Origin of the sequence: Cellvibrio sp. UBA7661, assembly GCA_002483365.1 — a bacterium.
Lineage (GTDB): Bacteria > Pseudomonadota > Gammaproteobacteria > Pseudomonadales > Cellvibrionaceae > Cellvibrio.
The window spans coordinates 314158-329854 of record DLHT01000011.1; the positions used below are offsets into that span (position 1 = coordinate 314158).

General features: G+C 46.1%; 12 protein-coding genes. All 12 read left to right on the forward strand.

Annotated elements, in window-relative coordinates; translation table 11 throughout:
• Positions 1 to 47: 47 nt before the first annotated feature.
• The 12 genes from sdhC (at position 48) to B2739_RS10250 (ending at position 15509) form a co-directional block, all read left to right on the forward strand.
• A complete protein-coding gene (gene sdhC / locus B2739_RS10195; RefSeq protein ID WP_331345753.1) occupies positions 48 to 422 on the forward strand; it encodes a succinate dehydrogenase, cytochrome b556 subunit in 375 nt (124 codons plus the stop codon).
• The gene (gene sdhD / locus B2739_RS10200) at positions 416 to 787 is read left to right on the forward strand and encodes a succinate dehydrogenase, hydrophobic membrane anchor protein (RefSeq protein WP_331345754.1); all 372 of its coding nucleotides are present in this window, start codon (positions 416 to 418) and stop codon (positions 785 to 787) included. Before sdhC ends, sdhD begins: the two co-directional genes overlap by 7 nt.
• Positions 787 to 2559 carry a succinate dehydrogenase flavoprotein subunit gene (sdhA, locus tag B2739_RS10205; RefSeq protein WP_331345755.1) on the forward strand — a complete coding sequence of 591 codons (1773 nt, stop codon included), beginning with the start codon at positions 787 to 789 and terminating at the stop codon, positions 2557 to 2559. The genes sdhD and sdhA overlap by 1 nt, the downstream gene beginning before the upstream one ends.
• A 30-nt stretch (positions 2560 to 2589) precedes the next feature.
• Positions 2590 to 3294 (forward strand): succinate dehydrogenase iron-sulfur subunit, encoded by a 705-nt coding sequence (locus B2739_RS10210; RefSeq protein WP_331345756.1) that lies wholly within the window; start codon positions 2590 to 2592, stop codon positions 3292 to 3294.
• 200 nt (positions 3295 to 3494) lie between these two features.
• The gene (locus tag B2739_RS10215) at positions 3495 to 6323 is read left to right on the forward strand and encodes a 2-oxoglutarate dehydrogenase E1 component (protein ID WP_331345757.1); all 2829 of its coding nucleotides are present in this window, start codon (positions 3495 to 3497) and stop codon (positions 6321 to 6323) included.
• Between the two features lie 59 nt (positions 6324 to 6382).
• Entirely contained in the window at positions 6383 to 7606 is a 1224-nt protein-coding gene (gene odhB, locus B2739_RS10220) for a 2-oxoglutarate dehydrogenase complex dihydrolipoyllysine-residue succinyltransferase (RefSeq protein WP_331345758.1), read from the forward strand.
• Between the two features lie 103 nt (positions 7607 to 7709).
• Positions 7710 to 9149 (forward strand): dihydrolipoyl dehydrogenase, encoded by a 1440-nt coding sequence (gene lpdA, locus B2739_RS10225; RefSeq protein WP_331345759.1) that lies wholly within the window; start codon positions 7710 to 7712, stop codon positions 9147 to 9149.
• A gap of 122 nt (positions 9150 to 9271) precedes the next feature.
• Positions 9272 to 10438 (forward strand): ADP-forming succinate--CoA ligase subunit beta, encoded by a 1167-nt coding sequence (gene sucC / locus B2739_RS10230; protein ID WP_331345760.1) that lies wholly within the window; start codon positions 9272 to 9274, stop codon positions 10436 to 10438.
• An 11-nt stretch (positions 10439 to 10449) separates the two neighbouring features.
• On the forward strand, positions 10450 to 11322 hold the full coding sequence (gene sucD / locus B2739_RS10235) for a succinate--CoA ligase subunit alpha (protein ID WP_331345761.1): 873 nt from the start codon (positions 10450 to 10452) through the stop codon (positions 11320 to 11322).
• Between the two features lie 130 nt (positions 11323 to 11452).
• Positions 11453 to 13015: an FAD-binding domain-containing protein gene (locus B2739_RS10240; protein WP_331345762.1), complete on the forward strand. Its 1563-nt coding sequence runs from the start codon at positions 11453 to 11455 to the stop codon at positions 13013 to 13015.
• Between the two features lie 81 nt (positions 13016 to 13096).
• Positions 13097 to 13720: a MarC family protein gene (locus B2739_RS10245; RefSeq protein WP_331345763.1), complete on the forward strand. Its 624-nt coding sequence runs from the start codon at positions 13097 to 13099 to the stop codon at positions 13718 to 13720.
• A gap of 169 nt (positions 13721 to 13889) precedes the next feature.
• Positions 13890 to 15509, forward strand: coding sequence for a pectate lyase (locus B2739_RS10250; protein WP_331345764.1), 1620 nt, complete (start codon positions 13890 to 13892; stop codon positions 15507 to 15509).
• Positions 15510 to 15697: the final 188 nt, after the last annotated feature.

A 15697-nucleotide genomic window follows, 5' to 3' on the forward strand; every position in this document is an offset into this window, starting at 1 on the left:
GCTTATTCTTAAACCTGCCCGCGATGGGCAACAAGGTGAGATAGACCGTGAACAAGAAAAGACCTGTCAACCTCGATATATCCACGATTAAACTTCCCATCACTGCTTACGTTTCGATTCTTCATCGTATTTCTGGCATTTTTCTCTTCGCAGGCGTTGCGTTTCTTTTATGGATGCTTGATGCCAGTTTGGATTCACAAGAAGGTTTTAATAGCATTCGCGACCTCGGCGCTAATCCAATTTGTCAGGCTATTTTATGGGTGGTTTTAGCGGCTCTGGCTTATCACACAGCCATGGGAATCCGTCATTTGATTATGGATTTCGGTGTCGGTGAATCACTGAAGGGTGGCCAAGTGGGTGCTAAGCTTGCGCTGGTGGCGGCTATTGTATTGATCGTTTTGGCGGGGGTTTGGGTATGGTAACTTCAGTAACCAGTTTCGGACGTAGCGGCCTTTATGATTGGTTGATTCAGCGCGTCGGTGGAGCTGTGATGGCGGCTTACACTATTTTTATAGTGGCTTATCTTCTATTAAACCCTGAATTGACTTACGAGCAGTGGCAATCACTGTATGGTCAATTGTGGATGCGTGTATTTTCCCTTGTAACACTGCTTTCTTTTATTTCCCACGCATGGATTGGCTTGTGGGCAGTGCTTACAGACTATTTAACTACCCGTCTATTAGGCTCCAAAGCGACTTTTCTACGTATATTTGCCCAGATAGTGTTGGGTGCAGTAGCAGTCACCTATCTTGTTTGGGGTGTTCAGGTAATTTGGGGAATTAACTAATGTCTAATATGCGTACTATTTCTTTTGACGGTATTGTTATTGGTGGTGGTGGTGCTGGAATGCGTGCCGCATTGCAGCTTGCTCAATCCGGGTACAAAACTGCGGTAATTACCAAAGTATTTCCAACGCGTTCGCATACCGTATCTGCTCAGGGCGGAATTACTTGTGCGATTGCGAGTGCTGACCCAAATGATGATTGGCGTTGGCATATGTATGATACCGTAAAAGGATCAGACTACATTGGTGACCAAGACGCAATTGAGTATATGTGTTCAGTTGGTCCAGAGGCGGTATTTGAGCTTGAGCACATGGGCTTACCTTTCTCCCGCACCGAAAATGGCCGTATTTATCAACGTCCATTTGGTGGTCAATCAAAGAATTTCGGTGAAGGTGGTCAAGCAGCGCGTACTTGTGCCGCCGCAGACCGTACTGGACATGCTCTGCTTCACACTCTGTATCAAGGTAACCTGAAAAATAAAACGGTATTTCTGAATGAGTGGTTTGCCGTTGATCTGGTAAAAAATGCCGATGGTGCAGTGGTTGGTGTTATTGCTATCAACATTGAAGATGGCGAAACCGTTTATGTGAAAGCGAAAGCAACTGTGTTGGCAACAGGTGGTGCAGGTCGCATCTATGCCTCTACCACAAATGCGCACATCAATACTGGTGATGGTGTTGGTATGGCACTGCGTGCAGGCTTCCCTGTACAAGATATTGAAATGTGGCAGTTCCACCCGACTGGTATCGCTGGCGCTGGGGTATTAGTAACAGAAGGTTGTCGCGGTGAAGGCGGTTATCTGATCAACTCTGAAGGCGATCGTTTTATGGAGCGTTATGCTCCGAATGCTAAAGACCTTGCTGGCCGTGATGTGGTTGCGCGCTCCATGATTCAGGAAATTATTGCTGGTCGTGGTGTTGGTCCGAATAAAGATCATGTGTTGTTGAAGCTGGATCACCTCGGCGAAGAGGTTCTTGAAAGCAAACTGCCTGGCATCTGTGAATTGTCCCGCACCTTTGCACACGTTGATCCGGTTTACGCCCCAATCCCAGTGGTTCCAACTTGTCATTACATGATGGGTGGTATTCCCACCAACGTAAATGGTCAGGCATTGACAGTCGATTCCAATGGTAATGACGTTGTGATTGAGGGGCTCTTTGCGTGCGGTGAAGTGGCGTGCGTATCAGTACATGGAGCAAACCGTTTGGGCGGTAACTCATTGCTCGATCTGGTTGTTTTTGGTCGCGCGGCTGGTTTGTACATCGAAAAATCCTTGCGCGAGGGCATTGAGCATCGCGATGCAACCCAGGGTGATATCGACAAAGCCATGGCGCGTCTGAATAAAATCAACAGCTCTACTAGCGGTGAAAGTGCAGCTGTGCTGCGTAAAGAACTGCAAACCATCATGCAAAACTACTTCGGTGTTTTCCGCAAAGGCGAATTTATGCAGAAGGGTATTCAGCAGTTAGCTGAATTGCGTAAGCGGATCGAAAACGTGGCAATCACCGACAAGAGCAATGCGTTTAACACAGCCCGCATTGAAGCATTGGAATTGCAAAACCTGCTTGAAGTGGCTGAAGCAACGGCGATTGCTGCAGAAGAGCGCAAAGAATCTCGTGGCGCTCACGCCCGAGAAGATTTTGAAGATCGTGACGATACTAATTGGTTGTGTCACTCCATGTATTTCCCCGGCGAAAAGCGCGTTGGCAAGCGTGCGGTGAATTTTAAACCGCGCACTATGGAAGCTTTCCAACCCAAAAAACGCACCTATTAATAACCGCATAGGGTAATCGGGAGAAAAATTATGTTGAAAGTACAAGTTTATCGCTACAACCCAGAAACTGATAATGCGCCTTATATGAAGGAATATGAAATTGATACTCAGGGTAAAGACCTGATGGTGCTTGATGTTCTTGAGTTGCTAAAAGCACAGGATGAGTCATTGGCTTACCGTCGTTCATGTCGTGAGGGTGTGTGTGGCTCTGATGGTATGAATATCAATGGTAAAAATGGATTGGCTTGCATCAAGCCAATTTCCGAGTGTGTGAAAAATAACACGCTGATTTTGCGTCCACTGCCTGGTTTGCCGGTGATCCGCGATCTGGTAGTTGATATGACCCAGTTTTACGATCAATACAAAAAGATTGAACCATACTTGCAGAACGATACTCCCGCGCCGGCAATTGAGCGTTTGCAATCTCCTGAGGATCGCGAGAAGCTTGATGGTCTTTATGAGTGTATACTCTGTGCCTGCTGCTCAACCAGTTGCCCTTCCTTCTGGTGGAATCCCGATAAATTTATCGGTCCTGCTGGTTTGTTGCAGGCTTATCGTTTCCTGGCTGATAGCCGCGATCTGGCGACTCAGAAACGATTGGCCAATCTGGATGATCCCTTCAGTGTGTTCCGTTGTCATGGTATCCAAAACTGTGTGGCGGTTTGCCCCAAAGGGTTGAACCCGACGCGAGCCATCGGTCATATACGTAATATGTTGTTGCAGAGCGCTACCTAAGGTGGCGCTTTTGTGTATCTGAAGCAGACAAAAATTTGATGATTTGATGAGCGATTTGCGCTTGTTTAATCAAAACTGTCCGTTGTTACCTTGGGTGATAGCGACTTAAAAGCGGCGCTTTTAATCACAAGTTGAAAGCGTTTGGTAGCTAACCGCTAGTTGATAGCAGGGGATAATCCCCAAAAATTAAGGTGGGTGGAATGCAAGACAGCATTATGGAGCAATTTTGGAGTACGTCTCATATTTCTGGTGGGAACGCTGCTTATGTCGAAGAGCTCTACGACACGTATTTACACAATCCTAATGCCGTTCCTGAAGAATGGCGTAACTACTTCGATCAGTTACCACGTGTAAACGGCGTACTGACTCAGGACACTCCCCATTCAGTTATTCGTGCCCAATTTGAGCAATTGGGTAAGTCCCGTGTTCGTACAGTGACGGTTACTGGTGGCTCTGTAAGTGCAGAACACGAACAAAAACAAATCAAAGTTCTGCAATTAATCAGTTCTTACCGTTTCCGGGGACACCAAAAAGCACAGCTCGATCCACTAGGATTGATGGTACGTGAGCCGGTTGCTGACTTGGATTTGCAATTTCACGGTTTAACTAATGCTGATCTGGATACGGTATTTAATACCGGCACTTTGTTTGTAGGTAAAGAGCAGGCAACTCTGCGTGAAATTATTGAAGCACTGGAAAAGACCTACTGCGGTCATATCGGTGCTGAAATCATGCATATTACTCCGTTGGCTGAAAAACAGTGGTTGCAGCAACGCCTTGAAAGTGTTCGATCAAACCCCGAGTTCACCAAAGAACAACGTTTGGCTCTGTTGGAGCGTTTAACGGCTGCTGAAGGTCTTGAGCGTCATCTTGATAGTAAATATCCAGGCACCAAACGCTTTGGTCTGGAAGGTGGTGAAAGTTTCATCCCCTTAGTTGATGCGTTAGTGAAGCGCGCCGGTACCTATGGTGCAAAGGAAATCGTATTGGGTATGGCGCACCGTGGACGCTTGAATACATTGATTAATGTGTTCGGCAAAAACCCCGCGGAATTATTTGCCGAATTCGACGGCAAACGTTCACTGAATACTTCTGGCGATGTTAAATATCACTCAGGTTTTTCGTCCAACGTGATGACCCCCGGCGGTGAGTTGCACATGGCGATGGCTTTTAACCCATCTCATTTGGAAATTGTTTCTCCGGTAGTTGAGGGGTCTGTGCGTGCGCGTCAAGATCGTCGTAATGACAAAACCGGTGCAAAAGTAGTTCCTATAGTTGTTCACGGTGACGCTGCTTTTGCAGGTCAAGGTGTAGTCATGGAAACATTCCAGATGTCCCAGACTCGCGCTTACGGCACCGGTGGTACTTTGCATATCGTGATCAACAATCAGGTTGGTTTTACTACCAACAAGCGTGAAGATGCGCGCTCTACAGAATACTGCACTGATGTTGCAAAGATGATCGAATGTCCAATTTTCCACGTGAATGGCGACGACCCTGAAGCAGTGTTATTTGTTGCTCAGCTGGCGGTTGATTACCGTTATGAGTTCAAGAAGGACGTAGTTATTGATTTGGTTTGTTACCGTCGTCGTGGGCACAATGAAACTGATGAGCCTTCAGCAACCCAGCCTTTGATGTACCAAATCATTCGTGCACTCAAAACTACTCGCACACTTTATGCAGAAAAACTGGTTGCAGAAAATCTGTTAACCCAAGCAGCAGCAGATGAGTTAACCACGAATTATCGTGCAGCACTGGATCGTGGTGAGCATGTTGCCAGTGGTTTGGTAAGCGAGCCGGATCGCAGTTTGTTCGTTGATTGGACACCTTACATTGGCCATGATTGGCTGACACCTGCTGAAACAGGCATCGATTTAAAAACCTTGCAAACTGTTGCCAGTAAAATGTTGGCTATTCCTGAAGGCATAGTGGTACAGAAACAAGTTGAAAAAGTGTACGAAGATCGTCGCAAAATGGCTGCTGGTGCATTACCACTTAATTGGGGGATGGCTGAAACCTTGGCTTACGCTACTTTGCTTGAGCAAGGATATTCTGTTCGTATGACCGGCCAAGATGTTGGTCGCGGTACTTTCTCACATCGTCATGCTGTTGTGCACAGCCAAAAAGATGGTAGTTCTGCTACACCTTTAAAGAAGGTTAATACTGCCGTAGAGTTTGATCTTTATGATTCCTACTTGTCAGAAGAAGCGGTTCTTGCATTTGAATACGGCTACGCCACTACCGCTCCAAAAGGTTTGGTAATCTGGGAGGCGCAATTTGGCGATTTTGCCAACGGTGCACAAGTGGTTATTGATCAGTTCATCACTTCCGGCGAGCATAAATGGGGCCGTCTCTGCGGTTTGACCATGTTGTTGCCACACGGTTATGAGGGGCAGGGACCTGAACACTCATCGGCACGTTTAGAGCGTTTTATGCAGTTGTGTGCTGAACACAATATTCAGGTTTGTGTGCCTTCAACTCCGGCACAAGTTTTTCATATGTTGCGTCGTCAAGCGATTCGTCCGATGCGTCGTCCGTTGATTGTGATGAGTCCGAAATCTTTATTGCGTCATGAATTGGCAACATCAACTTTGGAAGAGTTGGCGAATGGTAGCTTCCATAATGTGATCACCGATGTGAGTGTTGATCCAGCAAAAGTACAGCGCGTTATTTTATGCAGTGGCAAGGTTTACTACACCTTGCTGAAAGAGCGTACTGTTCGCAATCTGGATCATATTGCGTTGATTCGTCTGGAGCAATTGTATCCCTTCCCTGAGGCAGAATTGAAAGCCGCACTCGCACCATTCGAAAATATCAAGGATATTTTCTGGTGTCAGGAAGAGCCGATGAACCAAGGAGCTTGGTACAGTAGCCAGCATCACATGCGTCATGTTGTTGCGGATGTCTACGGCAAGACTATGTATCTAGATTATGTAGGGCGTGATGCATCTGCTGCACCAGCAGGTGGTTATATGTCTGCGCATATCGAAGAAGAAAAACGTTTTGTAAACAAAGCTCTCACAATTTGAGAGCTTTTCATTGATTGAGTTGATCAAATAATCCTAGCGCTACAGAGAGATGGAATAGCATGAGTATCGAAATCAAAGCCCCTACATTCCCTGAATCCGTTGCAGATGGCACGGTAGCAACTTGGCACAAAAAACCAGGCGAAGCTGTCAAGCGCGATGAACTGATTGTTGATATCGAAACCGATAAAGTTGTATTAGAAGTGGTTGCGCCAGCAGATGGCAGTATTGCTGAAATTCTGAAAGGTGAAGGTGAAACTATTCTGAGTAACGAAGTTATTGCGCGATTCGTTGAAGGTGCTTCTGGCAATGCTCCTACTGCTTCCGCGCCTGCAGCTGCTTCCGCGCCTGCAGCTGCTTCCGCGCCTGCAGCCAGTGCACCAGCGGTTACGGCAGATAAACCTGTGAATCCTGCTGCACGTAAACTGGCTGAAGAAAACAATGTAAACACTGCTGCTGTTGCCGGTTCAGGTAAAGATGGTCGTGTATTGAAAGAAGATGTTGCCAATCATCTGAAAGCTGCTCCAGCCAGTGCCCCGGCGGCATCTGCTGCCCCAGTTGCTGTCATCGAAGCTGTGGGAGATCGTGTTGAAAAACGTGTACCCATGACTCGCTTGCGTAAACGTATTGCCGAGCGTCTACTTGAAGCCTCCAACACTACTGCAATGCTCACTACTTTTAACGAAGTGAATATGGCTCCAGTGATGGCACTGCGCGCAAAATACAAAGACCAATTTGAGAAAGCCCATAATGGTTCACGTTTGGGTTTTATGAGCTTTTTCGTAAAAGCGGCAGCTGAAGCGTTGCGTCGTTTCCCGGCAGTTAATGCTTCTATCGACAACAACGATATCGTATACCACGGTTATCAGGATATCGGTGTTGCTGTATCTACTGATAAGGGGCTGGTGGTTCCGGTATTGCGCAACGCAGAAAACATGAGCTTGGCAACAATCGAAAACACAATTCGCGATTTTGGTTTGCGTGCCCGTGATGGCAAGCTCGGTATTGAAGAAATGTCTGGCGGTACCTTCACTATCACTAACGGTGGTGTGTTCGGCTCACTTTTGTCTACACCGATCTTGAATTTACCGCAGTCAGCCATTTTAGGTATGCACAAAATTCAAGAGCGCCCAATGGCGGTGAATGGAAAAGTAGAAATTCTGCCAATGATGTATTTGGCATTATCTTATGATCACCGTCTGCTGGATGGTAAAGAGGCGGTTCAATTTTTGGTAACCATCAAAGACCTGCTTGAAGATCCTGCTCGCATTTTGCTTGAAATCTAATTGTTGTATTGAAACGCTCCTGGCAACCCAGGGGCGTTTTTTCATGTAAAGGGTTACTGCTCACAAGGTTGTAATCGACGGTTAATAATTTAGGAACATTGTTATGTCTGAAAAATTTGATGTGGTCGTTATAGGTTCCGGCCCAGCAGGATATGTTGCTGCAATTCGTGCTGCGCAGCTTGGTCTGAAGACCGCGTGTATTGAAAAGTGGCGCAATGAAGAAGGCAAGGGTGTTAATGGTGGAACTTGCTTAAACGTGGGCTGCATTCCTTCCAAGGCTCTGCTCGATAGCTCTTACAAATATCATGAAGCAAAAGATGATTTTGCTGTTCACGGTATTACCACATCAGGCGTTGAAATCAATGTTCCCTCGATGATTGCGCGTAAAAACCAAATCATCAAAAATCTGACAGGTGGTATTGCTGGTTTATTTAAAGCTAACGGTGTAACCAGTGTATTTGGTACCGGTAAATTGTTGGCGGGTAAAAAAGTTGAAGTGACTGATCACGAAGGTAAAGTGACTATTCTTGAAGCGAATCACGTGATTCTTGCTTCTGGTTCTTACCCGATTAATATCCCGGTTGCTCCTGTTGATAATGATGTAATTGTTAACTCAACTGGTGCCTTGGAATTCCAATCAGTACCTGCACGTTTGGGTGTAATTGGCGGTGGTGTGATTGGTTTGGAATTGGGCTCTGTATGGAATCGTCTCGGCTCCAAAGTGGTTGTACTCGAAGCCATGGATTCATTTCTGGGTCTGATGGATCAGCAAATTGCCAAAGAAACACAAAAAATCCTCACTAAACAAGGTTTGGATATCCGCACCAGCTCGCGTGTGACTGGTTCAAAAGTAAATGGCAAAGAAGTCGTTGTTACATATCAGGATAACGATGGTAAAGAGCAGCAGGAAACTTTCGATAAACTGATCGTGTGCGTGGGTCGTCGCCCTTATACCGAAGGTTTATTGGCTGCTGATTCTGGTGTTAATTTGGACGAGCGCGGTTTCATCTTTGTTAATGAGCAATGTGAAACCAATGCACCGGGCGTATGGGCAATTGGTGACGTAGTGCGCGGTCCAATGCTCGCACACAAAGGTTCCGAAGAAGGTGTGATGGTTGCCGAGCGTATCGCGGGTCAAAAATCACAAATCAACTACGACATTATTCCAAACGTGATATACACCCACCCTGAAGTTGCCTCTGTCGGTAAAACAGAAGAGCAAGTGAAAGCGTCTGGTGAGCCTTATAATGTTGGTACTTTCCCATTTGCGGCCAGCGGTCGTGCAATGGCAGCTAACGAAAGCCACGGTCTAGTAAAAATTATTGCTCATGCAGAAACTGATCGCATCCTGGGGGCTCATATTGTTGGCCCAAGCGCGGCAGATCTGGTTCAGCAGGTGGCAATTGCAATGGAATTCGGTTCGAGTGCAGAAGATCTGGGTATGATGGTGTTTGGTCACCCAACCCTGTCTGAAGCAATCCACGAAGCAGCCCTGGCGGTGCATGGCCATGCCATCCACATTGCCAACAAGAAGAAGCGTTAAGAGAACCATAGAGTCCTCGTTTTTTAGGCGGAGGTAAACTCATAAGGTTTACCTCCATCGATAACCCAAGTTGGTAAGTGTTCTAAGTCGCTTGACCAACCATCGTCAAATGGAACTACACCATGAATTTGCACGAGTATCAGGGTAAGCAACTGTTTGCCCAATATGGTTTGCCTGTATCTAAAGGCATTGCTGCCGCAACTGTTGAAGAAGCTGTTGCTGCTGCTGATCAATTAGGCGCTTCAGAGTTTGTTGTGAAGGCGCAAGTTCACGCCGGTGGCCGCGGTAAAGCGGGCGGTGTGAAATTGGTAAAAACCAAAGAAGAAATCAAAGCCTTTGCTGAAAAGTGGTTGGGCAAGAATTTGGTGACCTACCAGACTGATGAAAAAGGCCAACCGGTAAGCCGTATTTTGGTTGAAACCTGCACTGATATTGCTAAAGAGCTTTATCTGGGTGCAGTGGTAGATCGTTCCTCACGTCGTATCGTGTTTATGGCATCTACTGAAGGTGGCGTTGAGATTGAAAAAGTTGCCCACGAAACGCCAGAAAAAATTCTGAAAGCGACTATTGACCCGTTGGTTGGAGCACAACCTTACCAAGGTCGTGAGTTGGCCTTCAAACTGGGTCTGGAAGGCAAGCAAATCAATCAATTCGTAAACATCTTTGTAAACCTGGCAAAACTGTTTAAAGAGAAAGATCTGGCACTGGTTGAAGTTAACCCACTGGTAATTACTCCAGAAGGCAATCTGCACTGCCTGGATGCCAAACTGGTTGTAGATGGTAACGCCCTGTACCGTCACCCAGAGTTGAAAGCATTGCAAGATCCATCACAAGAAGATCCACGTGAAGCTCATGCTGCTTCATGGGAGCTGAACTACGTTGCTCTGGGTGGCGATATCGGTTGTATGGTTAATGGCGCTGGTTTGGCAATGGGCACTATGGACATCGTTAAGCTGCACGGTGGCCAACCCGCTAACTTCCTCGACGTAGGTGGTGGCGCGACTAAAGAGCGCGTTGTTGAAGCATTCAAAATCATCCTGTCTGACACTGCAGTAAAAGCAGTATTCATCAACATTTTCGGTGGTATCGTTCGCTGCGACATGATTGCAGAAGGCGTAATCGGTGCTGTGAAGGAAGTTGGTGTAAAAGTACCTGTTGTTGTTCGTTTGCAAGGTAACAATGCTGAGCTGGGCGCTAAAGTGCTGGGCGAAAGCGGCCTGAATATCATTGCCGATACCGACTTGACTGGCGCAGCCAAGAAAGTGGTTGCAGCGGCGGCGAACCAATAAGGGGAAAAAGAATGAGCGTTTTAATTAACAAAAACACCAAAGTAATCTGTCAGGGCTTCACTGGTTCGCAAGGTACTTTCCACTCCGAACAAGCGATTGCTTACGGCACCAAAATGGTTGGTGGTGTGACTCCTGGTAAAGGCGGTCAAACTCATCTTGGTTTGCCAGTTTTTAATACTGTTAAAGAAGCTGTTGAAGCTACTGGTGCAGAAGCATCAGTAATCTACGTTCCGGCTCCTTTCTGTAAAGACTCTATCCTTGAAGCAGCTAATGGCGGCATCAAGTTGATCGTTTGTATTACAGAAGGCATTCCTACCCTTGATATGCTTGACGCTAAAGTGAAGTGTGACGAGTTGGGCGTGCGTTTGATTGGCCCTAACTGCCCAGGTGTTATCACTCCGGGCGAGTGCAAGATCGGTATCATGCCAGGCCACATCCACAAGCCAGGTAAAGTAGGTATTGTTTCGCGTTCAGGCACTTTGACTTACGAAGCAGTGAAACAAACCACTGACTACGGTTTTGGTCAATCTACTTGTGTTGGTATTGGTGGTGACCCAATTCCAGGTTCTAACTTCATTGACATCCTGAAGCTGTTCCAAGCTGACCCACAAACTGAAGCCATCGTTATGATTGGTGAGATCGGTGGTTCTGCGGAAGAAGAAGCTGCCGCTTTCATCAAAGCTAACGTGACCAAGCCTGTTGTATCTTACATTGCTGGTGTAACTGCACCTGCTGGTAAGCGTATGGGTCACGCTGGTGCGATTATTTCTGGCGGTAAGGGTACTGCTGACGAGAAATTTGCTGCACTGGAAGATGCTGGCGTGAAAACTGTTAAGAGCTTGGCTGACATCGGTAAAGCACTGAAAGAAATCACTGGCTGGTAAGAAATTATTGATCGGTAATGCCTGATCAAGTTTCTGTAAAAAGGCGATCTTCGGATCGCCTTTTTTATTTTTACGTAATCGAAAGTTGCGTTTTATACGTAAAGGCCTGATCTAGTATTGGTTGCTCTTTATGATTGCTCTCTGGTGGATTAAGCGCGATTTTAGATTGGATGATAACTCTGCTTTGGGTGCAGCACTTACCCAGTGCGCTTTCGTTATCCCAGTGTATTTTTTGGAGCCGCGTGTTTATCGCGCATATGACGCATCGGCATTTCATTTGCACGCACAACTCTGTGCTTTAGTAGAGTTGCAGCACAACCTGCGCTTACGCGGGGCGGAATTGTTGGTTATTCACCAGGATCTTCCCGAGGGGCTGGAGTGGTTGCGAAAGCAATTTGCGTTTACACATATTTTTTCTCATGAAGAAACCGGTGCTGATATCACCTTTCAGCGCGACAAAAAAGTCGCTAGCTGGTGTATTGAAAGCAACGTGATCTGGCGGGAATTACCCCAGTCCAGTGTGGTTCGTCGTTTAAGCTCGCGCGACAAACGCCAACATTTTATTGCACAACGATTGTTGGAATCACAACCTCTAGCCGCTCCTTCGCATATCCCGCAACCTGACATGCAACATTTTTCTCCGCATTTTTATATCCCGTTACTTTCGCAACTAGCGCCCGACTTAATAGATTCACAGGTTCAGTGGAGCAGTGTTCAGCAAGTCAATGAACGGCGTGCACAACGTGCGTTGGATAGCTTTCTGCACGAACGGGGGCTGGGGTATCGCGGTGGAATTTCTTCGCCCAACAAAGCGTTTTTTTATGGCTCACGATTTTCTCCACATATTGCATGGGGAACTGTCAGTTTGCGGCGAATTTTTTCGCGCTTGCAACAGCGTTTGCATGAACTTGAGGAACAACTTGAAATCACTCCTGATGATCAATTGTTGCAGCGATGGCAAAAAAGTCTGGAGAGTTTTAGTTCCCGTTTGTTTTGGCGGGATCATTTCGTGCAGCGTCTCGAATCTGCCAGTCAAATGGAGTTTCGTGCATTAAACCCTGCTTACGACAGCATAAATTACACGGATGATAAATCGCGCTTGCAAGCCTGGGTGAACGGTGCAACCGGTTTTCCGTTGATTGATGCCTGTATGCGCTGCCTGCAAGCAACCGGTTTTCTCAATTTCCGGATGCGGGCTATGCTGGTTAATTTTGCTTGTTTTGGTTTGCATATTCATTGGCGTGACTTGCAGTACCCGCTGGCAAAATTATTTGTAGACTATGAGCCTGGAATTCATTTTTCCCAAGTGCAAATGCAAGCTGCGATTGTGGGCATTAATAGTTTGCGTGTGTATAACCCGCTAAAACAATTGATGGATCAAGATCCTGAATGCCAATTTGTGTATCGCTGGGTGCCGGAGCTGCGGCGATTTTCGGCGAGGCAAATTGCACTGCACACGGATATGCCCCTTCCCGGGTATACACCTGCTGTGGTGAATTCCGAACATAATGTGAGGCAAATGAAAGCGGAAATTGCGGCAATCCGAGCCAGTGAAGGAGGGCGTGAACAATCACGGTTGGTATTGGAAAAGCACGGTTCACGCTTGCGTAATAAAAAATCCAAACGTATCGCCCACAAGAGTGTTACAGAGGCATCTGCGCAATACACTTTGTTTACCGATGAGCATGAATAAGTCTGCAAATGAGCATAACTTGCTACGCAAGTCTGCAAATTAACACCTAAACTTTGGATAGGTTTATGGTAGGTGATGCTCATGCTGGAAATTACTGAATACAGCAAATTTCTTATCAGTCTTTTGGCGATTGTCGATCCACTCGGCGCTATTCCGGTATTTATCGCGCTAACAGTCCATCAAAGCGATGAACAACAGGGTAAAACAGCTCGCCTTACGATTATTTCTGTTTTTGCAGCGTTGATGGTTGCGTTATTACTTGGTGAATGGATCCTTTGGGCATTTGGAATCAGCATTGATGCATTTCGCTGCGCAGGTGGCATTATTCTGCTGTTAATGGGCTTGACGATGTTACAGTCCAGAGGGCATTCGCCCGAGGACATTGAAGCGGCGCAAGATGAAACCATTGCATTGGTTCCCTTGACGATGCCGTTACTTGCCGGGCCGGGTGCTATGAGTGCAGTCATTGTTTACGCGCACCAATCCAATTCTATTCTGCATTATGTAGCGATCACCGGTTGTATTTTGCTTGTCAGCGGTTCGCTGTGGTTATGCTTTAAATTTTTACCCTGGTTTCGTCAGCACTTAAGTAAGCGCAGTATTGTGATGTCTACGCGAGTAATGGGTCTGTTGTTAGCGGCAATTGCAGTAGAGTTTATTGCGGGAGGCATTAAAGGGCTTTTTCCGCAGTTGTTTATTGGTTAATGCATTCGCTAAAAAAAGTTAAACCTGTGCCAATGCTGTCTCATTCAGTCTATGATCCATTTATAAATATAATTTCGGCAAGTGCTGTTTGGTCGTCCTTCGTTATAAAAATTTCTAATCGCACATGATAAAACATTATGTTTTTATCGAAAGAAAGAAGAGACTGGCTATGTTCAAAATCCGCTGGATAATTACATCGATTGCTATCATTTTATCAAGTCACCATATTCACGCTGAATCGGTAGAGCGTGAGCAAGTGCTTTACGCGATGAAAACGGCTAGTCAGTTTATGCTGGAAAAAGCCAGTTATCGCGGCGGTTTTGTGTGGTCTTATTTGCCCGATTTTTCACGGCAGTGGGGAGAACTTGAAGCGCGGCGCACAATGATTTGGATGCAACCGCCCGGCACAGCAAGTGTGGGGCATCTTATGTTAGATGCCTATCACGCTACACGCGATGAATTTTATTATCAAGCTGCACAAAAAATTGCGACGGCAATTATATTTGCACAACACCCGAGTGGTGGATGGAATTATGTGGCGGATTACGCAGGAGAAGCATCGTTAAAAGAGTGGTACGCAACAATTGGTAAAAATGCCTGGCGATTGGAAGAGTTTCAACATTACTACGGTAATGCAACGTTTGATGATTCAGGTACTGCAGAAGCAGCAAAGTTTTTATTGCGATTGTATCTGGAGAAGCGTGATGCAATTTATCGAGAGCCGTTCTATAAGGCAATTGATTTTGTATTAAACAGCCAATATCCCATCGGCGGTTGGCCGCAGCGTTTTCCGTTAATTAAAAAATCTTCTCGAATTGAGGGTCAGGATTATTCATCGTTTATTACCTTTAACGATGATGTCGCCGCAGAGAATATTGATTTTTTATTAATGTGCTACCAAACATTAGGTGAGACTCGTGTGCGGGAGCCTATCATTCGTGCGATGAATGCATTTATCGTTACACAACAGGGGCAACCACATCCTGGTTGGGCACTGCAATATACAACAGAGCTACAGCCAGCCTCCGCACGCTCATATGAGCCGCGCAGTTTGCATACACCGACAACTGCAGAAAATATCAAGCAACTGATTAAGTTTTATCGATTGACTGGTGAAACAAAATTTCTCGCACGTATTCCAGAGGCATTAGACTGGCTTGATTCCTTAACCACTAAAGATACCGCACTACTGGAAGGCCGCACACATCCGGCATTCATTGAGCTTGAAACTGGAAAAGCGATTTATACGCACAGACGTGGTACTAATGTCACAACGGGCGAATATTATTTGGATCACACGCAAGGCAACATGCTGGCGCATTACAAATCAGCGGCCACTATACCTCTTAGTGAGCTACGCGAGGCGTATCGCAGCGTATTGGCCATTCCTGTCAATGAAGTAAATCGTCATTCACCCTTGCGTGAGTTGTCGCAGATTGAATTGCCAAAATATTTCACACTCGACAAAGTCAGTTTTTCAGATTTGAACTTACGTATGCAGGTTGAAAAAGCAGGCGCATCTACAGTAAGTCTGCAAAGAGAGGTTAAAACACTGCTCGATAGCCTTAATTCCCATGGTTATTGGCCAGCGCCTTTGTATTACACCACCAATCCTTATCGCGGCACGCCAAAGGGGAATAAAAATAATAGCAATCGTTACGCCAATACCATGGTGGGGGATGAATGGGATACATCGCCTTTTCCTGTTAAAAAGCCGGTTATGGGAATTTCTACCGGTACTTATATCCGCAACATGGGTACGTTAATACGTTATTTGGAGCAAAAATAACCTGCATCAGCGCTATCAGTGTGGCAGTGTGCTGATAGTAGAGTAAAATTTTTCGTACAAAAAATAGCCCATCCTGCAGTAAGCCTTTATTTTTCATCAAAAATGTGGACAATTGCGCGCCATTTTTGCGGTTTTAGGCGCGTATTGATCCCGCTTTCTATTCACCGGACCTTCTACTCAGGGGGGGT

Bases quoted from the DNA above. Each gene is read 5' to 3' on its own strand.
- sdhA (WP_331345755.1), top strand. From the start codon at position 787: ATGTCTAATATGCGTACTATTTCTTTTGACGGTATTGTTATTGGTGGT.
- lpdA (WP_331345759.1), top strand. From the start codon at position 7,710: ATGTCTGAAAAATTTGATGTGGTCGTTATAGGTTCCGGCCCAGCAGGA.
- odhB (WP_331345758.1), top strand. From the start codon at position 6,383: ATGAGTATCGAAATCAAAGCCCCTACATTCCCTGAATCCGTTGCAGAT.
- sucC (WP_331345760.1), top strand. From the start codon at position 9,272: ATGAATTTGCACGAGTATCAGGGTAAGCAACTGTTTGCCCAATATGGT.
- B2739_RS10210 (WP_331345756.1), top strand. From the start codon at position 2,590: ATGTTGAAAGTACAAGTTTATCGCTACAACCCAGAAACTGATAATGCG.
- sucD (WP_331345761.1), top strand. From the start codon at position 10,450: ATGAGCGTTTTAATTAACAAAAACACCAAAGTAATCTGTCAGGGCTTC.
- B2739_RS10240 (WP_331345762.1), top strand. From the start codon at position 11,453: ATGATTGCTCTCTGGTGGATTAAGCGCGATTTTAGATTGGATGATAAC.
- sdhD (WP_331345754.1), top strand. From the start codon at position 416: ATGGTAACTTCAGTAACCAGTTTCGGACGTAGCGGCCTTTATGATTGG.
- B2739_RS10215 (WP_331345757.1), top strand. From the start codon at position 3,495: ATGCAAGACAGCATTATGGAGCAATTTTGGAGTACGTCTCATATTTCT.
- B2739_RS10250 (WP_331345764.1), top strand. From the start codon at position 13,890: ATGTTCAAAATCCGCTGGATAATTACATCGATTGCTATCATTTTATCA.
- B2739_RS10245 (WP_331345763.1), top strand. From the start codon at position 13,097: ATGCTGGAAATTACTGAATACAGCAAATTTCTTATCAGTCTTTTGGCG.